The organism is Carboxylicivirga taeanensis (genome assembly GCF_051851475.1).
GTDB classification, from domain to species: domain Bacteria; phylum Bacteroidota; class Bacteroidia; order Bacteroidales; family Marinilabiliaceae; genus Carboxylicivirga; species Carboxylicivirga taeanensis.
Window position 1 is genome coordinate 43,164 of record NZ_JBPUSJ010000008.1, and the last position, 22,441, is coordinate 65,604.

Sequence of the window (22,441 nt, forward strand, 5' to 3'; positions counted from 1 at the left end):
TTGTGTTGATATTTAGGTTGAAAAATTCACTACAAACATAGTTAAAACATGGTTTTCATCCACTTTTTTTTATCTCGAACTACATATTTTAGAAGCTTTCGTATTTTTACAGCATAAACGGTATATCAACTATGAAGAAAATCCTGTTTTTTATAAGTGCAGTAAGCCTAATAGTAACAGCCTGTCAGCTGACAACGAAAGGTCCTGATGTAAGTCACATTGATGTAACGGTGCAACCATCGCTGTTTTTTGTCGATTTGTTTGAAGTGAATGAAACGAATCTTGAAGCGGATCTGAAAGCACTCTCAAATACCTATGGCACCTACCTTGACGCTTACAGTCAGCAAATCATTAAAATTGGTAGTCCTGACCATCCGGACTACGCCGACTTCGTAAGCAGCTTTTTGAACTATGAAGACAACCGCGATGTGTATGAAGCGTGTAAAAAACAGTTTGGTAATCCTGAGGCGTTAACTGCTGAGTTAACCCAAGCATTTCGTCATTACAAGTACTATTTTCCCAATGCCTCTATTCCTGAAATATACCTGCACACCTCCTATTTTAATCAATCCATCGCCATGGATTCATCCTGGATATCCATTAGTGTTGAAAAATATTTAGGCGCCGATTGTCAGTTTTACGAGTGGCTGGCTATTCCAAAATACCTGAGACGAAAGATGGTACCCGAAAAAATAGTACCTGATGTTATGAAAGCCATGGTAATTGGTAATTTCTCGCTGGAAATGAAAAACGAAGATGTAGTAAGTCAGATGATTGCTCAGGGCAAAGTACAATATTTTGTTAAGAAAATGATCCCTGATATTCAGGACACCCTCTTATTTGATTACTCAGACCAGCAAATGGAATGGTGCGAAAGGCACGAAGCAGACATATGGGCCATCATGGTCGAACAAAAACACCTGTACAACACCGAGCGAATGGTTATCCAAAAATACGTTGGTGACAGCCCCTTTACGTACTATTTTGGCCAGGACTCGCCCGGGAAAGCGGCCGTTTACACCGGCTATCAGATAGTTGAGGCTTACATGGATAGCCATCCTGAAATGAGCCTCGCGGAATTACTAAACAATCAGGACGGACATGAGATTCTAAGGCAATCAAGATACCGCCCATAAAATTAGATAAAATGAAAATAAGCCTGGTTCAAATGGCTCCGCAACTGGGGAATTACGAAGCTACTATTGAAACCATCAGTAGCTTGGTGCAAAACACCGAAAGCGATCTTTTTGTACTGCCCGAACTGGCGAACTCAGGCTATAACTTTGATAGCCGTGAAGCTGCTTTTGCTGCCTCCGAAACAATTGACGACAGCCGGTTTATCGATGCCTTATCAGCACTGGCAAAAGAAAAAAATGCCTTGTTCGTTAGCGGATTTTGCGAACGGGATGGCAACAAGCTCTATAATAGCGCCGTATTGGTAAGTCCGCAAGGAGTTATTGGCCTGTATCGAAAACTGCATTTATTTCTCAATGAGAAAAAAATATTTACACCCGGCGACAAAGGCTTGCCTGTTTTTGAAACCGAATGGGGAAAGATTGGCGTCCTAATCTGTTTTGACTGGATGTTTCCTGAAGCATGGCGCAAACTGGCTATGCAGGGCGCCCAACTGATTGCGCACCCATCTAACCTCGTATTGCCCTATTGTCAGAATGTGGTTCCCTCCTATGCTTTAGTCAACAGATGTTATGTGGCCACTGCTAACCGCATTGGAACAGAGAAAGAGCTTACTTTTTCGGGCCGCTCACTCATAGCCAATCCCAATGGTGACATAATTGTTATGGGTGCACCTGACCAAAGCCAGCTTATACAAGCGGATGTTGATTTAAGTATTACCAGTGATAAATTTATAACAAAGCTGAACCATGTTTTTGATGACAGGCGCAGCGATGTGTACGGAAACTTAGACCCTTATGATTATTAAAAAAGAGTTACGCCGACAAATACGGCAACTAAAAAACACCTTTACGGCTGCCGAACGCAGTCTGCAAGGTCAGCTGATACAAAACAAACTGGAGGCTGCCTCAAGCTTTAAAAATGCCAATTCCATCCTTTTATATTGGGCCATGGATGACGAAGTTCCTACTCGTACCTTAATTGATAAATGGTACCAGAAAAAAGCAATTTATCTGCCGGTAATTAACGGAGATGACCTGAAAATTGTCCGCTACCAGGGCGAAGACTCATTGGTTAAAGGCGATAAGTATGGCATTCCCGAGCCTGCCGGGCCAGCCATCGACAATGAAGCCGACATTGAACTGGTTATCGTTCCCGGTGTGGCTTTTGATACGGCTAACAACCGCATGGGGCGGGGAGCTGGCTATTACGACCGAATTTTAAACCGCTTGCCCAATGCCCAAAAGATAGGGTTGGCCTTTGAATTTCAGATGGTGGAACAAGTACCTGTTGAGGATCATGACATCAAGATGGATTGGGTTATTTGTCCATAACATAAATACAACTTTACTATAAATAATATTTTCACATTATAACGTTGAATAAAAATACTTTCATTATTTTATCATATCTCTATAAATAAAAGCAAACTGATTGCACGCAATAATTAAAAGAAGTGACAAAAATCGCATTTACCAGCCTTAATAAGTACATAATATTCTTATATTTAAGACATAATTCATTTTCCAACTAGTACCAAACTAAACTTATGAAAAACTTAATGTCTGCCGTGCTTTTTATGGCCTTATTCGGATTCTGTAGCATCAGTTGCCAAAAGGAAGAAATATCGGATTTAAAGGATGATGTCAGAAGCCTGGAGGATAGTCTGCAAATAACGATCAGCCAACACGCTGCTCTATTAGACTCCATCTCCCACCTGATTGCTCTAATGAATGAAACCGACTCTATTGATATTAATGCGCTAAAAATGGAGCAAATCAGTTATTTGATGATTAATATTGTCAGGCAACCAGAAGCAGCAGAGGAACTCATTCAGATATCTGAATTATTATACAGTGACTATACTGAATTACAGCCACTTTCGAAAGAAACCGTTATCCAGCGGGGCATTGTCATTAAAAACTATATAGCATCTGTGGCCCGGCAACCAGAAATGGCACCATTTTTAGAAGAGGTGGCGGAGCGTTTTATTGGACCTTTCGACCCTGATCAAATGCAGGATGATCAGACTGAAGGCGTTGCGCGTGGATCTGCTCTTAGTGGACTAATTGAAGGAATAGCCCGGCAACCAGAACTGCTGGAACTTTTAGATAAAGCAATTGAGCCATTGATCCTGCCCTACAATGCCAATATGCATAGCAACCAACTCATTGATGTATCCAAAGCAATGGTCAATGGCAAATTAGTGGAGGGAATTGCTCGACAGCCAGAAGCTGCGGGATATTTAGACAAAGTGTGCTTCAAGTACCTGAACTTTAATTTACCAATGGCAGAAGAACAGCCAGTCAACTAATGCTGCATAAAGAAGGTGGCCCTATACAGCCACCTTCAAACTTATTCAGAATAGTGAATAAAAAATTATTCGATCTCAAACTGAGCCACCATTTTATTCAACTCGTCAGACTGTGTAGCCAGATTCGTTGCATGGGAAGCCAGCTCCTCACTGGATGCCGCATTCTGCTGTGCTACAGCATTCAGCTGAGTAATCGCTGAACTAACCTGGTTAGCTCCATGCATTTGTTCGCTGCTGGCGGCCGCGATCTCCACGGCCATATTGGTTGCTTTGCTTACACCTGGTAAAATAATCTCAATTTGTTCAACTGCCTGCTCAGCTTGCTCCACACTGTTAATACACAGTTGAGTGATTTCATCGGCCGATAACCTGCTTATTTCAGCCAGCTTACGTACTTCCCCAGCCACAACAGCAAAACCTCTCCCATGCTCACCTGCTCGTGCCGCCTCTACAGAGGCATTAAGCGCCAAAATATTTGTTTGCATCGCAATATTATTAATGACCCCTATTTTATCAACAATCAGCCTATTGGCATCATTCGTTTTAAGAGTCGTCTTCTTAACCTCATAAATACCTTGCTCAACTTCTTTTGTGGCTGACTCAACAAGCTTGGCATTTTCGGTATTTTGCTGAATATTGGCCAACATTTCTTCAATGGCCGAAGAAATTTCCTCGGCAGCGGCGGCCTGCTCGCTAGCTCCCTCATTCAAGGCCTGTGAAGAGCCATTAACATTCTGACTGTCGATATGCACACTAGCAGCTGCCTCAACTACCTTTTGAATGACTCCACGCAGGCGCTTGCGCATTATTAATATGGACTCATGAACACTATTGGCAACGACCTTTTCTGTATGCTGCTGTCTCACATCTCCTTCGGAAATCATGCGGGCAATAATGGTTAATTGTTGTGGATCGACGCCCAAAGAGCGAAGTATGGAGCGCGAAAAGAATATGCCAAAGAGAATTAAAAAAGTACCGGCCACCAACGAAACAATGAATAGTGTGCGCTCCATAGCTGATATCCGATTGCCATAAGCAGTTATCCCGGCCTCAAAACTTTCTTCTTTAAGTTGACTCAGCTGATTGAAATACTTACGGGAAGCGTTAGCCAGCGGAGTTGTTTTGTTGGTATATTCAGTATAGTAGGCATACCTCTCCGAAGGCGAAACAGCCTCCAGCCCGGCAGCAATGTCCTTTGCCCCGTAAACAAAGTCTAATGCTGCTTTTTTAGCATTTGCAAATAGGTTTTGTTCAGCCTTACCTGCCAAAGACATTTCAAGTTTAGCAAAACCTTCCTCAATCTGTTTAATTCGGCTCAATAGTTTCTGATAGTCACTGTTATAATCGCTTCCCAGCATCATATTACGCGACAAACGGCTGATATAATTCATATCAGCCGTAATCTTTAGTACTGCCACATTTCCAGTAATTTGTGTATTTTTCATGGTCTGAAAATCAGCACTCAAACGCATCAAGCTATTGATACTAATTACCATCATAACCATTAATACTCCAACAGAAATACCCACCAAAAGGAACAGTCGACGTCTAAAACTTAACTTCATAAAACATTTTATTAATCTAACGAACAGCCTTAACAGACCAAATTAGGCAGGTGTTACGCTATACAGCTATATAAGTTGCACTGGGCGATACACAACTACTCCTTGGTAACAATTATTAACAAAAAGAAGCTAATAAAACTAATTCTAGGTGCTATTAAAGCTTATTAAATTAATACTATGTATTTATAGATTAAGTTTTAGGATTAATTAATACCGACCTACCAAAAGTAATCATTGACACTGATCGACATTGGTCATATTAGGCCTCTTCGTTGTAATACACAAAGGTTACCTTACGCCCTTTACCATTGGCATTAAAAATGTTATTGAAGAATGCAGCAGCAGCCTGTACCTGAATGCGCACTCCTCCTTTTTTAACGACCTCCCAATAACGCACAATCTCATATTCGTTTTTAATAAACATATCGTGCGCCGTTTTTAATTTATCGTGATTTTCCGGCGGCACAACACGCATAAAACTAGTTCCTTGAAGCTCGCCAGCCTCATAGCCATAAATTTGATTGTAACGCTCATTTACATACACATAATCCCCCTTTTCATCGGTGACACAAATACCTAACTCTGTTTCTGCATCGATAATAGCCTGCGCCAGGTTAGGCTGTGCTTCAATTGCTTCCTTAATCTTTTTAGTGGTTAAAACATTAATTCTCCCCATGAAATATAAATTAAACAGTTAATAATTATGAACACTTTGCCAATGCAGTGACTAAACCCGGTCACCTGCAAGGTGCAAAAGTACAGACACAAGAACAGCTATCAAAGCATTTTGTTTAATCTTTTTAAATTATAATTAGACATATATATTCAATAATATTCCCCCAAGCCAGTTGTGAGTAAAAAAAAGCCAGTTAAGTTTAAACTTAACTGGCTGAACATATCCTAATTGCATGGTTTACTCCTGTGCAACACCAAACAGGTCGTAGTCTTCTGCATCAGTAATCAACACATTATAAAACTCACCTGCCTGCAAAACGCTGTTCTCGTCTTTATGAAGAAGCACTTCCTGATCGACTTCAGGCGAATCATATTCAGTCCGCCCAATAAAGTAGTCCCCCTCTTCCCGATCGATTATCACTTTTAAACGCGTTCCAACTTTTTGCTGGTTTTGTTCTTTGGCAATACCATTTTGAATTTCCATAATTCGGTCTGCCCGTTCCTGCTTCACTTCATCCGGAACATCATCCTTGTATTTCTTTTGGGCATAGGTATCATCCTCATGCGAGTACGGAAAGACCCCGAGACGCTCGAAACGAACATCTTTAACAAACTGCTCCATTTCGGCAAAATCCTGCTCTGTTTCGCCGGGATGGCCAGTAATAAATGTTGTGCGTAAATGAATATCTGGCACTTGCTTGCGCATTTCTTCAATCAGTCGGTAAGTTTGATTTTTCCGCACGCCTCGTCGCATCAATTCCAACATATTATCACTGATGTGCTGCAGGGCAATATCGAGGTAATTACACACCTTTGGGTTATCGTGCATCACCTTTAGTACGTCGAGCGGAAAACCTGCCGGATAAGCATAATGCAGTCGAATCCATTCAAGACCATCAATTTTAGCTAATTCATCCACCAGATGAGGCAACTTATAGGATTTATAAAGATCATATCCATAAAACGATAAATCCTGAGCAATTACCTGTAATTCCTTTACTCCTGTATCTCTGAGTCGTTTTGCTTCATCAAGTAAATCGTCAATAGGACGACTCACATGCTTTCCAGTAATAATTGGAATTGCGCAATAGCTACAAGTACGGTTACATCCTTCTGAAATTTTTAGATAGGCATAATGCGCTGGTGTTGTAAGGGAGCGTTCATTCATTAAATCTCTTCGATATGTAGCTCCGATTTCACTCACAATATCCTTCCAATCGAACTTACCATAAAACTTATCCACTTCAGGCAGTTCTTTTTTTAGCTGGCCTGGATACCTCTCTGACAAACAGCCCATCACATACAACTGCTTAATATCCCCTCTTTTTTTGGCTTCTACAAACTCCAATATGGTATCTATTGACTCCTCTTTGGCATCAGCAATAAAACCACAGGTATTGATGATTGCCACTTCGCCTTCGGGCGTTTCTGCATCATGTGCTACCTCAATCCCATTGGCTTTAAACTGACGAATCAAAAATTCGCTATCCACCAGATTTTTCGAACAACCAAGGGTTACAACATCTACCTTCTTTCCTTTGGGCACTGCCATACTATAAATTTAAGTACTTGAATATTTAAATTATCCTCAAAAAAAGCTGTCCTCTCAAACAGCTTTCAACAAATATAATTTTCTATTTGAATAATGAATCGACAAACTCGTCGCGATTAAAGACCTGCAAATCATCAATTCCTTCCCCAATTCCAATGTATTTAACAGGTACACTAAATTGATCGGACACTCCAATTACCACACCTCCTTTGGCCGTACCATCCAATTTAGTAATGGCTAAGGCTGATACTTCAGTTGCCCTGGTAAACTCCTTCGCCTGCTCAAAGGCGTTTTGACCGGTAGAACCGTCCAAGACCAACAGCACTTCGTTGGGAGCATCAGATACAATCTTCTGCATCACGCGTTTCACCTTTGTGAGCTCGTTCATCAGGTTAACTTTATTATGCAAGCGACCGGCTGTATCGATGATAACAACATCTGCTCCCTGCCGCTTAGCCGATTCCAGTGTATCAAAAGCCACCGAAGCGGGATCGGAGCCCATGCTTTGCTTTACAATTGGCACATCGACACGCTCGGCCCAAATTACCAACTGATCAATTGCTGCCGCACGAAAGGTATCTGCAGCACCTAAAACTACTTTTTTACCTGCCTGCTTAAACTTGTTAGCCAGCTTTCCTATTGTTGTTGTTTTGCCAACACCGTTCACTCCAACCACCATAATCACATAAGGATGATCGCTTTTAGGCAGTTCAAACTCACTAATGTCGCCACTTTTGTTCTCGGCTAATAATTGAGCAATTTCTTCGCGAAGAATGGAGTTCAGCTCTGAAGTGCTCAGGAATTTATCTTTTGCAACACGTTCCTCTATTCGCCCAATAATTTTTAGAGTAGTATCGACTCCTACATCCGAAGTAATTAATACTTCCTCCAATTCATCCAGCACATCATCGTCCACTTTTGTTTTACCAACAACAGCACGAGTCAGCTTCTTTAATACGCTCTCTTTTGTTTTGGCCAGTCCTTTATCCAGACTTTCTTTCTTCGCTTTTGTAAAGCTTCCGAATAACCCCATGAATTTCAAATTTTAAAGGCCTAAAGATATAAAATAGTTAGTAAGTAATCAGGGTGTAGGCACTAGTTTTTTGCGTAGCATTTCACTTATACACAACAAAAAAGCTCCCTATTACAAGGGAGCTTTACAGATATCATTTTATTCAAAAATTACTTTTTGAAAAATTCTTTTGTCATATCGTTTGTCACAATCTCTTCACGGAAGCTATAAGCGCCTGTTTTAGGAGATTTTACCATTTTAATTACTTTGGTGTGACCTTTACCTTCACCTTTTTGCAATGATGCTACTGCTTTCTTTGCCATGGTTAATCAGTTTTATTTGATTTCGCGGTGTAAAGTAACACGCTTCAAAATCGGATTATACTTTTTCAACTCCATGCGATCAGGAGTATTTTTTCTGTTTTTTACGGTAATGTATCGGCTTGTTCCAGGTTGTCCGCTTTCTTTGTGCTCAGTACACTCCAAAATCACCTGAACGCGATTACCTTTTGCTTTCTTTGCCATTTCTACTCCTTATTAATAGTTAGCAATAAATCCTTTTTCCTTCGCCTGCTTAAGGGCAGCTAATAAACCAACTTTATTGATCATTCGCAAGCCAGCGGCAGATACTCTGATATTTACCCAACGATCTTCTTCAGGTAAATAGAATTTCTTTTTGAAAAGATTGATATCGAATCTTCTCTTGGTTCTTCTCTTTGAGTGAGAAACATTATTTCCCACCATGAATGATTTACCAGTTATTTGACATACTCTTGACATCGCTCAACAGTTTTTTTCGGATACATTTTTCAAACAGAGCGCAAAATACGGTATTTTTATTGGATTATACAAATACTTGCTCTTTAAATTCACCTATTTTTTTCTTTTTTTCTATGTTTTTGGCTTTTCACCCAAAAACATCCACTTTTTGTGTTCATATTTCGTTCATCAGGTCGGCGAATTTAATTGCTTTAATAGCATGATTAGACCAGCCTCTGATGCGCGTTGAATATTGCGTGCCCGTATCGATCCAAAATTGAAGACCTTACTAACAACTCCAAAATCTCCGGCCACAGCAACCCATACCGTTCCGACCGGCTTATCCTCAGTTCCCCCATCGGGACCTGCAATGCCTGATGTTGCAATAGCGTATTTCGTGTGCATCACCTTGCGCACCCCAAGCGCCATTTGTTCAACCACAGCCTGGCTCACGGCACCATCTTTTTCCAGTGTCTGCGGGTCTACTCCCAATAAATTGAATTTAACCTGATTATCATAAGCAATTACTCCCCCCTTAAAATACGCGGAGCTTCCGGGTATACTGGTTAGTAATTTCCCAATATTACCTCCTGTGCAGCTTTCGGCGGTAGCCACCGAGTGTTGACGTGCTTTGAGCGCCGCCCCCAGCAGCTCCCAGATAGGCTTATCCTCGTAGGCATAAATGTTGCTGCCAACAATTTTTTCCAGTTCAGTTACCAGCGCATCGATTTCACGGTTTGCCAGTTGTTCATCTGCTGTTTTGGCTGTTAAACGCAAGCGTATTTTCCCTGGTGCTGGCAGGTATGCCAGTGAAATATAATCAGGCAATAAAGCTTCCCAGGGTTCCAGCTGTTCAGCCAGAACAGCCTCTGGAATATTAAACACCTGAATAGTTTTATGTATAATATAACCTGTCGTAAAGCGTTGTTTAAGGCGCGGAATCACTTCATTAGTCATTGCGGTTTGCATTTCGATAGGCACGCCCGGCATCGACACAATAATTTTTTGTCCATGTTTGAACCACATTACCGGCGCTGTACCAACCGGGTTTTGAATGACCTCACAGCCATCCGGCACATAAGCTTGAGCTTCGTTGAGCTTATTAATTCCCGATACCCTCCCTTTTAAAAATTGCACCACATTATCATACGCCGCCTGGTTAAACACCAGCTTTGAGTTAAAAAAAGCAGCCAGTGTTTCTTTTGTAATATCATCTTTTGTGGGCCCTAAACCGCCGGTGAGTAGCACGACATCAACCCGCGACACCGATTCACTTAACGCATTCGATATTTCATCAGCCGTATCCTGAATAGAGGTGATACGACTAACATCAAACCCAGCCTCATTGAGCTGCTGCCCTATCCAGGCCGAATTGGTATCCACCACCTGCCCTATTAGCAACTCATTGCCAATGGTTATTATCTCAACCTTCATCGTTATATTTACTTTTTATTTACAAATGCATTAATGGCTCTGATGCGCTGTAACAGAGGCGGATGTGAATAATGAAAAAAGACATACAAAGGGTGTGGCGTGAGGTTGCTTAAAGCATTGGATGATATAGTTTTTAAGCCACCAATTAGTGCTTTACCCAAACCAAAACGGGTGGCATATGCATCGGCAGCATATTCATTCTTACGTGACAAAACCGTCATAAACAAACCCGTTACAAAAGACACCGGCGAATATAAAATGCCAAAAACCAAAAGCCCGATATGGAAACTGGGCTCTGCCACACCTAAAGCCTGGGAAAGCAGTGGATTCCCAACTACCAAACCAAAAATAAACAGGATAATACCCATTTGCACTACACCAATAATGGTACCCCACAAGGTGTGCTTTAATTTGTAATGACCAATTTCATGCGCCAAAACCGCCACTATCTCTTCGGTACTCAAGTCTTTTATCAGGGTATCGTACAACACAATGCGCTTTCGATTACCCAAGCCACTGAAAAACGCATTGGCTTTAGTACTGCGCTTGGAACCATCCATCACATAGACATTATCCAGCTGAAAACCCGCCTCATCCGAAAAAGCCTCGATTGCAGAGCGTAAATCACCCTCTTCCAAAGGCGTTTGCTTATTGAACATAGGCAGGATAACAGAGGTGTAAAACATGGTCATAAATATGGTAAACCCACTGATGACCAGCCAGGCATACAACCAAAAATAGCCTCCTGCAATGGTGTACAGCCAGATAACCAATGCCATAATTGGTCCGCCAATTATTACGGAAAGCAACATGGACTTAAGCATGTCCATGATAAATATTTTGGGTGTGGTGGTATTAAAGCCAAAGCGCTCTTCAATCACAAAAGTTCCGTAGATACTAAATGGTAAACTGATGATGGATGAGCCTAATCCAATTATCCCAAAAAATAGCAGCGACTGAACAATCACACTGCCGCTTAATGCAATTACCCATTGATGAATCAAGTCAAAACCGCCTAAAGCCAGCATAGCCAACATTATCAGGAAACTTATTAAATCGCTCAGCAAACCAAAACTATAATTGGCTTTTTTGTAATCCTGCTGCTTTTTGTACTGCTGCTCATCGTAAATGCCTTCCAGCTCTTTCGGTATGACGGAAGACACATGTTTATGGTTTAGAAAATCTAACCATTGCTCAAAAATAAACTGGCCACTAACAATGGCAATTATGATGTAAAAAATCTGTTCTGAATTCATGATGTAGTGTTATCCTCGCTTAGTTTTTTATTAAGTTCTTTTACTTCTTTACTCAGTTCATTAACCTTCGCCAAAAGCTCTCTCATCACCGGATTGGAGGTTGCTGCATTCCTCATCTCCTCTTCTCTCAAGCCCAAAAGCGTATCTACGCGCCCCAAAACAAGGTGCAGCACAATAAACAGCCCAAACAAAACCGGGATTGAGTAGCTTAGATTTTCGAAAACGAGCCTCCCCCAGTTGGTTTCCTTGTACGATTCGAGAAATACGAACCCAATCATCAGAAACTGAATATAACCAACATACATCCTGGCTCTATCGATGTATATTTTCCAGCGTATCAGCGATTTCTTATTGAGTGTAATCATTGCAGCTTACATAAAAGCATTAAAATAAAAACAAAGATAGCTTTGTTAAACTATTTCCCGCCCTTTTCTGATCAGTTCTGCTGTGCTCAAAAATAGCAATTCGAGCAAAATTAAGGTTCAAGACTGACTTAATCGAAAGGAGTCTGCAATTTTTAGGATGACAGGCGGCTCTTAAGCCGATGCTCTAACTGACTTTTACAATGATGGCAAAACTGATGTTCTTTTTGATCAATATCCTCCACATAGGTGCTGGCCTGCATCACACAGCCCGGAACATGGCAGTGAATTAAGCCAAAGGTATGTCCGAGCTCATGAATAATTTCTGTTCTAAAACGTTGCAACATCAATTCATCGTTACGGCTCAGCCCATAACGTTCGTTACGCAGGCGAAACATTGATGCAATGCCAGAGCGACCGTTCAAATAAGCCTGTCCGTAGATGAATGTGAGAATATCGATATACAAATCTACTGTAAACAAGCCAATCGTTTTACAGGTATCGGAAGCAAAATCCTTTTCAATGGTTTCAATTAAGCGATTAGCATTATACTGCCTCCGTGCCGAGTCAAAGTAATGACTTAAATCCAAATAGCCGTCTGTTAACTCCACCTCCATCAGAAATTCCTGCTCCACATCTCTGGCAATCGATTCAAGAAAACCTTTCTCTATTTGTCCAAAAGCTATTAAAATGATTTTGTCAGGATTCATTACTCAGGAGCTTTGTATTCGAGGCATCTGCTTAATCTTTAACAACCTCACCAGTACTTTATTGTCAGCCGTTCGCCTACTTATCGGGGCTTAACTGGTATTTTTTGATTTTATTATAAAGCGTTACTCTGTCTACCTTCAGGGCTTTGGCGGCAGCTGTAATATTCCAGTTATACTTATTCAAAATTGCGAGAACGTGATCCTTTTCGATGTCTTCCAGACTTTCGAATGTACTATTGACCGACTCTTTACCAATAGGCAAGTCTTTGAGGCGTATTTTTTTTCCGTCGCCAATAACAATGGCCCGCTCAATCATGTTTTCCAATTCACGAATATTCCCGGGGAAAGGAAACTCTTCCAGTCGTTTAAGTGCAGATGGCTCCACACTGATAAGCGGCTTATTCATTGATAGACAGTATTTCTTAATAAAGTAATCAACCAGCAAAGGAATATCCTCTGTTCGTTCGCGCAACGGAGGCACATTAATGTTGATCACATTCAGCCGGTAATATAAATCCTCGCGAAACAAACCCTTATCCACCATGCTTTTCAAATCCCTGTTGGTGGCACAAATCACTCTGAAATCTGAACTAATATCCTTATTACCTCCTACCCTAACGAAGCTCTTGGTTTCCAACACCCGCAGCAGTTCAATTTGCATTTTAGGCGGTATGGTGGCTATTTCATCTAAAAAAATCGTTCCGCAATCGGCCATTTCAAAACGGCCTTTGCGATTATACACGGCCCCGGTAAATGCACCCTTTTCATGCCCAAACAGTTCGCTTTCAAGCAAGCTCTCTGTCAGGGCTCCACAATGGACGATAACCAAAGGAAAATATTTACGCGGTGAATTGGCGTGAATGGCGCGAGCGATCAGCTCTTTGCCCGTACCACTTTCGCCCGTTATAATCACTGAAGCATTAGACTGTGCAACGCTGCCAATTTCCTGCATCAGCTGACGCATTGCTTCGCTATCGCCAATCAGATCCTCCACATTTTCCAGCGAAACCACCTTTTCTTTAAGCATTTCATTTTCGGCCTCCAAAGTAATCTGCTTACAGGCATTCCTGATTAAATGAGAAAGTTCATCCGGATCGAATGGTTTGGTAATATAGTCGTAAGCACCATCTTTAAGCGCCTGAACAGCCGTATCAACGGTAGCAAAAGCAGTCATAACAATAACGATGGGGCTCGTTTCCATTGATTTAATGCGGCGGAGCATTTCCAGCCCATCCATGCCTGGCATTTTGATATCGGCCAACACAATATCAAAAACTTCGGCCTCCAGTTTAGCCAAGGCCTCTTTAGCACTTACAGCACACTCAACCCGGTACCCGTCTTCAATAAACCATTGATACAGCGAATCTCTCACCGATGCTTCATCGTCAACAATTAATATTGATATTTTAGTAGCCATAGTCATTTGTCATTATGTGTTAGCTAAAGGTAAGGTTATAATTATAGATGTGCCTTTCCCTTTGTCTGAAACAATATCAGTTTTACCGTTATGATTTTGAACGATGCCGTGCACAATGGCCAACCCCAAACCAATGCCACTGGTCTTTTCTTTGGTTGAGAAAAATGGCTCAAAAACACGCTGAATATTCGCCTCCGGAATTCCAACTCCGTTATCAATCACCTCAATGCGGATGCTTTCATCGTTGGGATTAGAGGTTCGGAAGATGATTTCCCCATTTTCAGAAACGGCTTCCGACGCATTCACCAACACAGCAATACAAATCTGTTTGATTTGATTAGGACTGCAGTGAATTAAATCATTTACCGCGCCAAAATCGGCCACAAAATTAATCCCTGCTACTTTCATCGAATGGGCCATCAATTCATAGGTTTCGTGAAGCACATCGTGTATATGCTTGGCTTCAAAATCATTCTGATCTTTGCGGGAGAAATCCAGTAAGCCTTTAACAATATCACCACAACGCTTAGTTTCACTTTCGATGAGTTTGAGGTTTTTTAGCATGGGTTCTTTTTTATCCTCATCTGCTAAAACCTTTTGCAACTGTTTTTGAATTAACTTGGCATAAACCAAAATGCCAGATAAAGGATTATTTATTTCATGAGCTACGGAAAGAGATAATTTACCCAGCGAAGCAATGCGCTCTATATTAATAAGTTCATTTTGAACCTGGCCCAACTCCTCGCTCTTTTTTTGCACCTTATACTCCAGCTGTTTCGACCAGTTTTGCAATTCCTTATTGGCGGCCTGCAAATTATCTAACATGTTATTAAATGCAAGGGAAACAGTTCTGATATCTGACAGTTGCCGGGTCTTAATCTCCAGTCGGGTGCTCTTATCCCCTTTCGTTACAGCCTGGCTGGCTCTGATGATGGCATTTAATGGGTTTTCGATTTGTTTATAGGTAAACAGAATGAGAAAAATAAACAGCAACGAAGACATGATAGCCGCCAAAATGATGTAATCTTTTGTGGAAGCAGACAGGGCATTATCCAGATCTTTCATCGGTAATTTAATCAGCAGGGAACCTAGCACCTCCTCCTCTTCCGAATGGGCATGACACTCAGTGGTTGAGCAACTGGGAGAATTTAAAATCGGTGACTTGATTAACAAATGCCGGCTGTTATTGGGGTTCTGGTTCATGCTACATTCCGTCTCTACATCAATGATTCGGTAAGATTTTTCTTTCTCCTCAAACATGGATGCGAAATTCAAGTGGCAGCTTTTACAATCCGGATCGCTATGATTTAACGAATCGATAGAAATAGACGTGTAAACAAGGTTGTTATTGGTATCGTACATGTTAACATCGTCAATGCCCGACATGGTATCAATAATATCGAGGGTGTTCTGAAGTGATTGACGATCATTTTCGAGCATCGAACGGTACAAGGCACCCTCTACTAAAGAACCGATATTCATCCCCTTATCGTGCAGCACGGACTCAAAGTACTGTTCGTTTAAAGACCTGAATATGACCCAAAAAGAGACAAATAAAAAGACTACGGAAATAAAAATAAAAAAGACCACTCTTCCATAAATGGAAGAATGGAACTTTACATGCGGCTTTAAAACCCGCTTGACAGATTTTCTGTTAAATAAAATATTTTTGAGCCTTTTCATGCCCTGTTTAGAGTGGTTGATTATACAATGGTTATTTACATCATTGTAAAATGCTGATAAAAAACCAAAGTTACATGCGGCAATTATATGTTATAAAACAGTTACTTAAATTCACTTCGCATCTGTCCACTATTTTTTCTTAGCAATCATCAGGCATTATCAATAAATCTGGTTTGAAATTCCTCCCATACTTCAGGGTCTAAATCGGCCAAAACACGATCGTGTAACTCACCACCATCTTGCAAAATTATGTGTTGATAGGCTGCAGTATTTGATCGAACCGCATAGGATAAAAATGTTTTTAGACGCATAAACTCTGATTTCAACCAAGCCTTATAGCTATCCGCCATCAACATAAACTGTATCTCTCTAAACCAGTTTAAAGGCTCAATTAGGTACACCCATCCTTCGCTGTAGGGCGAACTATTAATCAAAGCCGAATTGGTCATAAGCTGTTTATTCTGCTGTTGGATAACTCCTGTAATTGGTGAATAAATGGTTAGTTGCTTACCCACACAACTTATGGTGAGCAATTTTTCGCCCTTTTTCACTTTTTCACCAGGACGCTTCAGTATTACACGGGTGATTTCTCCAGTGATATGCTGCATGAAATCATCGATACCAATTCTAACCAACCCATCTTTCTCAATAAAAGACCAGGTATGCGTTTTATCAAAATACAATCCTTTAGGAGCCTTTATAGTGTTTTCGTTTAAAACAGACGAACTATGAATATAAGCGGCAGCAGAAGCAGAGCGTGGCATAACAAGCTGAGCCAGGAAATAAACCAGTACGATGCCACCAACAAGCAATCCAAGCAATACAACCCACCAGTTATTTGCTGTCTCTTGCGCATCTGTTTGAGCCAACACATTTTCTGTTTGCATTACAAAATCAATATACGCGCGCTTTTCTGCAGAGGCTAAGTGGCTATATCCATACTTATTCAATAATTGTCCTCCCTCTGAAAGAACCCAGGTAAGAAACTGAACGGTGTGCTCATCAACCGGCTTTTGGGCCGAAATGGCATAGATGTTTCCGCTTAGAGCTGATGGATATTTTCCAATCCACACCCCTCTGGCCAAAGCAGATGGAGTAGTGTAAATATCCTCAAAATTATCAATACGCCGGTTGCCATTCTTATCAATGGGTGCCAATGTGATGTTTTCAATCCATTCGTTTGAATCAAGTTGGCGGATTTCGTTCAATCGACAGAACCCGATTGCATACTTATCTGATTGCACAGCGGCAATCAGCTCTTCTGAACTTGAAACCCTCCTGACATTTATCAGTGTCGATTCTGAGTGAATAAAATTAGCAAGACGTTTGAGAACTGATTCATCATCGTAAAGGTAAAAATGCAGGGGCTGATTAGGAACTTCATCCAGTAATGTTGCCCAATTTAGCTCGGCTGATTGCTTAAACAGCAAAGCCAGTTTTTCAGCAGTTATTCCCTGTACAATAATCTCCTGAAGCAATGGGTTATTGGTGTTAATAATCGGCACAATGGCATCGTGGCCCACTACAACTTTCCAGTGCGAGCTTTGTGCAAGGGAACTTACGGTCTCGTCAGATACAAAACTAACGTACTCTTTATCACGAGTGGAAGCATCAGTTAATTCATTTGCCTTGATAGTAACAGCAGGTGTGAACGATTGGTATTCAACTATCCAGTTGGTAACTAAGGGCTGTAATTCAGGTGAGTAACGGATATTCAGAGCCTCTTCTTCCTGGGCCATTCCAGAAACCGGACTGGTCGCACATATGGTCGTAAAGCTAAAAAAGCACAGTACAACGCCGATTAGGTAAAATCTGTAGTTCATGATATTAGGGTTTAGCATTATTATAAAATGAATCCTCATTATTATAAGCCTAACCAATAATAATGCCCAAAGTACATAACATGCATGATGACAAACACTTAACAATGCCCACCAAACAAGTTAACAGTGCCTAGTTGTAGAATTTCTCAACACTCCTAATCAAAATGCAATACAGACACCTAATAGTCAGTTGATTACATTCGTTGTTTAAAAATTCAACAGTGTTGAATTTTTAAACAACGTGCAAATTATTACGCTCCATATCCTTAGCAAAATACACAACTTCAACAGCTTGCAGTAACAGGGTGGTTACCATTGCAATGGCATTCTTTTCAAACCGATTTTGCTGTTCTTCCCAATACATCACTTACTCCAGGCATCCAAAGCCGCATTAAAAGAAGAGGCAACTTGCTCATAAACGTTCTGATTGCCGGCATATTTCTGATTCATCTCGAATTCAATGCCCAGATACATTTTTTCCTCTCGATCTCTGAAATATCGCACATGTCCATCTGGCTTGCCTCTAAACGGATAATTAAAGCGCACCCGGTAATTTGGTAATAAGCGATTAAGTTCAGCTTTCCATAGCTTTGCAAAAGCTTTTTCGCTCTCGCGTTCCGGATTGTACAAAATACCAAAATCAGTTTGACGAACCTCCCCGTTGAGTGCGGGTGTAAATGAATGCACCGACAGGTGTAAAACTATCTGGCCCTGCTGCCAAAGCGCTGCCAACTTCCTTTCAAAAGGTTGCCTAAAGGCATAATAGTACTCATCCAAAATACGGGCCTTTTCTGTTTTAGTAAGGTTTTTGGTATATTCAGAAAACAGCGTTCGTCGATACAGCGAACGGTTAATATCCACAAGCAAACGACTCGTCGTAGCATATTGCTTATAAACGACATGGTCGTTTTTAATTGAATGAAACAAATCGAGGGCGCCAATATCATATCCCCGGTGAGATTTCAGGTTTTTAGCCGCCTTTTGAAACAAATAACTGTAGTGCTCAGGTATGTCATAGCCGCCATGCTCGCAACTAACAACGACCACCTTCTTTATACTTTTCATTACTTCTTTAATTGCTTAATCAAAGCCTCCCGCTTTTTTATTTTAACACTTTTTCCTTTGGCCTCAATAATCCCTTCGTTATGCAATTCGCGCAAGGCTCTTCCCAACGATGGCCTTGTCACACCAAACATATTGGCCAATTCTTCCTGGCTTTTTGAGAGGATGATTTCACCATCCACCGGCCCCGATAATTGAAGCAGGTAATGAGCTATCTTACCACGAATTGTTTGGAATGATAAAAATCGAATTTTATCCGATAAGAATTGGGTTTTGCTTGAAATAATATTCATAAAGTTATTAAGCACAGTCGTATTGAGCTGCATTAATGCAACGACCGATTTTTTAGGCAGATGCAGAATTTCAACTGAATTATTGGCAACAATATTAACCGGACAAGTATTGTTCTCCCCAAACAAAAAGGCAATAGCTAAGGGTTTGGGGGGTTCAATGTCCTCAATTTTTATGGCTTTCCCCGAATAATCAATCATCTCACCTTTCACACTACCTTTTAAAACAATCATCAACGAGCGACATTCATCCCCACTTTGAGCAATCATATGGTCTTTTTCATAGGTTTTTAGCTGATAGGGGATTTTATCAAGCAATTGACATATCGTCTCGTAATCAATACCTTTAAATAAAGGGCATTTAGTAAGTAGCTCCATGTTTAAGTAATTTTGTACCAAATTATAAAATATTTTCATTTTTGTAACATTTGTTACAGCCTCGCTGCTCCTATCACCTTACTTTTGCTCATGTAAAAAGATAAAAAAACACCAAGCAATGATAAGAGACGTAGTTAAAATTGACGAAGATAAGTGTAACGGATGCGGCGTTTGCATTCCATCATGTCACGAAGGTGCTTTGCAGATAATTGATGGTAAAGCTCGTTTAATTAGCGACCTGATGTGCGATGGTTTGGGAGCTTGCTTGAATCATTGTCCACAGGATGCCATGACCATTGAAAAGCGGGAAGCTGAGCCATATGATGAAATTAAGGTGATAGAAATTATGGTGGAAAAAGGTCAAAATACAGTTGTAGCCCACCTTAAACACCTGAAGGAACACAACGAGATAACCTTCTTAAAACAGGCTGTTAACTGGCTGAAGGAAAATGAAGACGGACTAAAGTTTAAAGTTGACGATGTAATCCGCCAAGTGCACAAACCTCAGGTTTCGGTGATGCAACACGCACATTCGGGAGGCGGTTGCCCTGGAGCTGCAGCCCGTTCAATAGAGCGCCCAGCAGCAACATCAGCTCCATCAAACCCATCAGGTGAAGCAGCATCAGAGCTGCGCCAGTGGCCGGTTCAAATGCACTTGGTCAATCCAATGGCACCTTACTTCAGAGATGCTGATATGGTTCTGGCAGCCGACTGTGTGGCCTTTGCCATGGGGAACTTCCACAGTAAATTTTTAAAAGGCAGAAGCCTAGGCATTGCTTGCCCTAAGCTGGACAGCGACCAGGAGATATATGTTGATAAGCTGGTTCAAATGATTGATCAAGCTAAAATTAACACTTTAACAGTTGCCATTATGCAAGTACCTTGCTGTGGCGGATTGCTGCAACAGGCAAAAATTGCGGTGGAACGTGCCAGCCGTAAAATACCATTAAAACTGGCAATCGTTTCTATCGAAGGAGACATCTTAAAAGAGGAGTGGGTGTAATCGGGCAAAGGGGAAAAAGCAGGAGACCAGTAGCTTCTGCTTTTAGCACAATGCTGACACCATAAAATATTGGGTTAGGTAGCAAAAGCGGGAGTATTTGCCCTTACTGTTAAGGATAGCCATTTGGCTATATGCAACTCCCGCTTTTATTTGAAAGGAAAGATTAATTTATCAAACAACTAAAATACAAATAGTCATGAGCATGTTTTGTTACCAATGTCAAGAGGCAGCCAAAGGAACCGGTTGCGAAATCAAAGGGGTTTGTGGAAAAACTTCCGACGTAGCAAATCTTCAGGATTTACTATTATACACTACCAAAGGCGTAGCTTTATTATGCCAGCTGGGCGATGAAAAAGGTATTGACGGAGCGAAGGCCAATAAATACATTATCGATTCATTATTTATAACAATTACCAACGCCAACTTTGATCGCAACAAAATTGTTGCAAAAATCAAAGAAGGTTATGCTATTCAGGATGAAATCAAGGCTCAAATCGACCTGCCAGGCGATTTACACGACTGCGCAAGCTACAGAGCGAGCGATGAAGCCGCCATGGAGTCAAAAGCTCTACTAATTGGCATTCTATCAATCGAAAATGAAGATATCCGATCGCTAAAAGAACTGATAACCTATGGCTTAAAAGGAATGGCCGCCTATGGCGAACATGCCTGGAACCTGGGCTACGAAAACGAAGAAATTTATACTTTTGCCAAGAAAGCATTAGTGGCTACGCTATCAGACAGTATCTCTGCTGATGAATTAGTGGCGATGGTTCTGGAGTGTGGTAAATTTGGTGTGGATGTAATGGCACTGCTTGATAAAGCGAACACAGAGTCGTTTGGAAATCCCGAAATTACTTCAGTCAACATTGGTGTAAGTAACAAACCAGGCATCCTGATTAGCGGACACGACCTGAAAGATTTAGAAGAACTGCTGGAGCAAACAAAAGGCACAGGTGTAGATGTTTATACTCACAGCGAAATGCTACCAGCTCACTACTATCCTAAGTTTAAGAAATACGACAATTTTGTCGGCAACTATGGCAGTGCCTGGTGGAAGCAAACTGAAGAATTTATAAGCTTTAACGGCCCAATTCTGTTCACCACTAACTGTATCGTTCCTCCCAAAGCGTCATACAAAGAGCGGGTTTACACCACTGGGGCTTCTGGTTTCGACGGGTGTACTCATATTCCTGACAGGCAAAATGGCCAACCAAAAGACTTTTCTGTAATCATTGAGCACGCTAAAAAATGTGCCCCGCCAACCGAGATTGAAACCGGTGAGATTGTTGGAGGTTTTGCACACAACCAGGTACTTCAACTGGCAGATAAGGTGGTTGAAGCAGTTAAAGGTGGTGCCATTAAGAAGTTTGTTGTAATGGCAGGTTGTGACGGACGCATGAAAGACCGTAACTACTACACCGAATTTGCCAGTGAACTTCCACAAGATACCGTAATTTTAACGGCCGGATGTGCAAAATACCGCTACAACAAACTCCCACTGGGCGATATTGGTGGTATTCCGCGTGTACTTGATGCAGGTCAGTGCAACGATTCTTACAGCTTGGCTGTTACGGCACTTAAGCTTAAAGAGGTGTTTGGCCTGGACGATATTAATGATTTGCCAATTGTGTATAACATTGCCTGGTACGAACAAAAAGCTGTTATAGTGCTACTTGCGCTCCTTCACTTAGGGGTTAAAAACATTAACTTAGGCCCTACTCTACCGGCCTTCTTATCACCCAATGTAGCAAAAATACTTGTAGAGAATTTTGGTATTGGAACCATTAGTACTGTGGAACAAGATATTGAAAACTGGATTAACTAGTATATTTATTCACATGTTAGTTAGTATCTAATATAACAGAAGCCTATGTCCCTCAGAGGGACATAGGCTTTCTTGCTATAAATCTACCACACAATTATTTAGAAGCAATATCAATTAGTATTTAGCCCCTCGTTTCGTTTGTTTTAAAAAATTAATTCAGTTAATATTATTATGAAATCTACAAT

General features: G+C 41.1%; 22 protein-coding genes. 6 read left to right on the forward strand and 16 right to left on the reverse strand.

From position 1 onward, the window contains the following. Positions 1–131: 131 nt before the first annotated feature. The 4 genes from gldB (at position 132) to ACSX1H_RS12800 (ending at position 3,448) form a co-directional block, all read left to right on the forward strand. Positions 132–1,136, forward strand: a complete 1,005-nt coding sequence (gldB, locus tag ACSX1H_RS12785; RefSeq protein WP_439184457.1) for a gliding motility lipoprotein GldB — start codon at positions 132–134, stop codon at positions 1,134–1,136. Positions 1,137–1,147: 11 nt separating this feature from the next. Continuing rightward, entirely contained in the window at positions 1,148–1,942 is a 795-nt protein-coding gene (locus ACSX1H_RS12790) for a nitrilase-related carbon-nitrogen hydrolase (protein WP_439184458.1), read from the forward strand. Next, positions 1,932–2,468, forward strand: coding sequence for a 5-formyltetrahydrofolate cyclo-ligase (locus ACSX1H_RS12795; RefSeq protein ID WP_439184460.1), 537 nt, complete (start codon positions 1,932–1,934; stop codon positions 2,466–2,468). Before ACSX1H_RS12790 ends, ACSX1H_RS12795 begins: the two co-directional genes overlap by 11 nt. 215 nt (positions 2,469–2,683) lie before the next feature. After that, positions 2,684–3,448 carry a hypothetical protein gene (locus ACSX1H_RS12800; RefSeq protein WP_439184462.1) on the forward strand — a complete coding sequence of 255 codons (765 nt, stop codon included), beginning with the start codon at positions 2,684–2,686 and terminating at the stop codon, positions 3,446–3,448. A 65-nt stretch (positions 3,449–3,513) separates the two neighbouring features. Here ACSX1H_RS12800 and ACSX1H_RS12805 read toward each other — a convergent pair whose 3' ends face one another. The 16 genes from ACSX1H_RS12805 to ACSX1H_RS12880 form a co-directional block, all read right to left on the reverse strand. Continuing rightward, positions 3,514–5,013: a methyl-accepting chemotaxis protein gene (locus ACSX1H_RS12805; protein WP_439184464.1), complete on the reverse strand. Its 1,500-nt coding sequence runs from the start codon at positions 5,011–5,013 to the stop codon at positions 3,514–3,516. Positions 5,014–5,272: 259 nt separating this feature from the next. Then, on the reverse strand, positions 5,273–5,689 hold the full coding sequence (locus ACSX1H_RS12810) for a PAS domain S-box protein (RefSeq protein WP_439184466.1): 417 nt from the start codon (positions 5,687–5,689) through the stop codon (positions 5,273–5,275). A gap of 237 nt (positions 5,690–5,926) precedes the next feature. Then, complete coding sequence (gene rimO / locus ACSX1H_RS12815) at positions 5,927–7,240, reverse strand: 30S ribosomal protein S12 methylthiotransferase RimO (protein ID WP_439184467.1); 1,314 nt, start codon at positions 7,238–7,240, stop codon at positions 5,927–5,929. 82 nt (positions 7,241–7,322) lie between these two features. Then, positions 7,323–8,273 (reverse strand): signal recognition particle-docking protein FtsY, encoded by a 951-nt coding sequence (ftsY, locus tag ACSX1H_RS12820; RefSeq protein ID WP_439184470.1) that lies wholly within the window; start codon positions 8,271–8,273, stop codon positions 7,323–7,325. Positions 8,274–8,422: 149 nt separating this feature from the next. Further along, a complete protein-coding gene (locus ACSX1H_RS12825) occupies positions 8,423–8,575 on the reverse strand; it encodes a DUF4295 domain-containing protein (RefSeq protein WP_430810915.1) in 153 nt (50 codons plus the stop codon). A 12-nt stretch (positions 8,576–8,587) separates the two neighbouring features. Beyond that, positions 8,588–8,776 (reverse strand): 50S ribosomal protein L33, encoded by a 189-nt coding sequence (gene rpmG, locus ACSX1H_RS12830; RefSeq protein WP_200465062.1) that lies wholly within the window; start codon positions 8,774–8,776, stop codon positions 8,588–8,590. A 12-nt stretch (positions 8,777–8,788) separates the two neighbouring features. Next, positions 8,789–9,031: a 50S ribosomal protein L28 gene (gene rpmB, locus ACSX1H_RS12835; protein WP_212191071.1), complete on the reverse strand. Its 243-nt coding sequence runs from the start codon at positions 9,029–9,031 to the stop codon at positions 8,789–8,791. Between the two features lie 168 nt (positions 9,032–9,199). Then, positions 9,200–10,444, reverse strand: coding sequence for a competence/damage-inducible protein A (locus tag ACSX1H_RS12840; protein WP_439184472.1), 1,245 nt, complete (start codon positions 10,442–10,444; stop codon positions 9,200–9,202). An 8-nt stretch (positions 10,445–10,452) separates the two neighbouring features. Next, complete coding sequence (locus ACSX1H_RS12845) at positions 10,453–11,700, reverse strand: M48 family metallopeptidase (protein WP_439184473.1); 1,248 nt, start codon at positions 11,698–11,700, stop codon at positions 10,453–10,455. Beyond that, on the reverse strand, positions 11,697–12,065 hold the full coding sequence (locus ACSX1H_RS12850; protein ID WP_439184475.1) for a hypothetical protein: 369 nt from the start codon (positions 12,063–12,065) through the stop codon (positions 11,697–11,699). Before ACSX1H_RS12850 ends, ACSX1H_RS12845 begins: the two co-directional genes overlap by 4 nt. A gap of 152 nt (positions 12,066–12,217) precedes the next feature. After that, positions 12,218–12,772 (reverse strand): archaemetzincin family Zn-dependent metalloprotease, encoded by a 555-nt coding sequence (locus ACSX1H_RS12855; RefSeq protein WP_439184477.1) that lies wholly within the window; start codon positions 12,770–12,772, stop codon positions 12,218–12,220. A 76-nt stretch (positions 12,773–12,848) separates the two neighbouring features. Continuing rightward, positions 12,849–14,189 carry a sigma-54-dependent transcriptional regulator gene (locus tag ACSX1H_RS12860; RefSeq protein WP_439184479.1) on the reverse strand — a complete coding sequence of 447 codons (1,341 nt, stop codon included), beginning with the start codon at positions 14,187–14,189 and terminating at the stop codon, positions 12,849–12,851. Positions 14,190–14,201: 12 nt separating this feature from the next. After that, positions 14,202–15,872 carry a sensor histidine kinase gene (locus ACSX1H_RS12865; protein ID WP_439184480.1) on the reverse strand — a complete coding sequence of 557 codons (1,671 nt, stop codon included), beginning with the start codon at positions 15,870–15,872 and terminating at the stop codon, positions 14,202–14,204. A gap of 149 nt (positions 15,873–16,021) precedes the next feature. Next, positions 16,022–17,695, reverse strand: a complete 1,674-nt coding sequence (locus ACSX1H_RS12870) for a hypothetical protein (protein WP_439184482.1) — start codon at positions 17,693–17,695, stop codon at positions 16,022–16,024. A gap of 363 nt (positions 17,696–18,058) precedes the next feature. Beyond that, positions 18,059–18,760: an N-formylglutamate amidohydrolase gene (locus tag ACSX1H_RS12875; protein ID WP_439184483.1), complete on the reverse strand. Its 702-nt coding sequence runs from the start codon at positions 18,758–18,760 to the stop codon at positions 18,059–18,061. Beyond that, the gene (locus tag ACSX1H_RS12880; RefSeq protein ID WP_439184485.1) at positions 18,760–19,425 is read right to left on the reverse strand and encodes a Crp/Fnr family transcriptional regulator; all 666 of its coding nucleotides are present in this window, start codon (positions 19,423–19,425) and stop codon (positions 18,760–18,762) included. Before ACSX1H_RS12880 ends, ACSX1H_RS12875 begins: the two co-directional genes overlap by 1 nt. A 118-nt stretch (positions 19,426–19,543) precedes the next feature. Here ACSX1H_RS12880 and ACSX1H_RS12885 point away from each other — a divergent pair, with 118 nt between their 5' ends. Together ACSX1H_RS12885 and hcp are read left to right on the forward strand one after the other, a co-directional pair. Continuing rightward, entirely contained in the window at positions 19,544–20,428 is an 885-nt protein-coding gene (locus ACSX1H_RS12885; RefSeq protein WP_439184487.1) for an ATP-binding protein, read from the forward strand. Between the two features lie 196 nt (positions 20,429–20,624). Continuing rightward, positions 20,625–22,256 carry a hydroxylamine reductase gene (gene hcp, locus ACSX1H_RS12890; RefSeq protein ID WP_439184488.1) on the forward strand — a complete coding sequence of 544 codons (1,632 nt, stop codon included), beginning with the start codon at positions 20,625–20,627 and terminating at the stop codon, positions 22,254–22,256. Positions 22,257–22,441 lie beyond the last annotated feature (185 nt).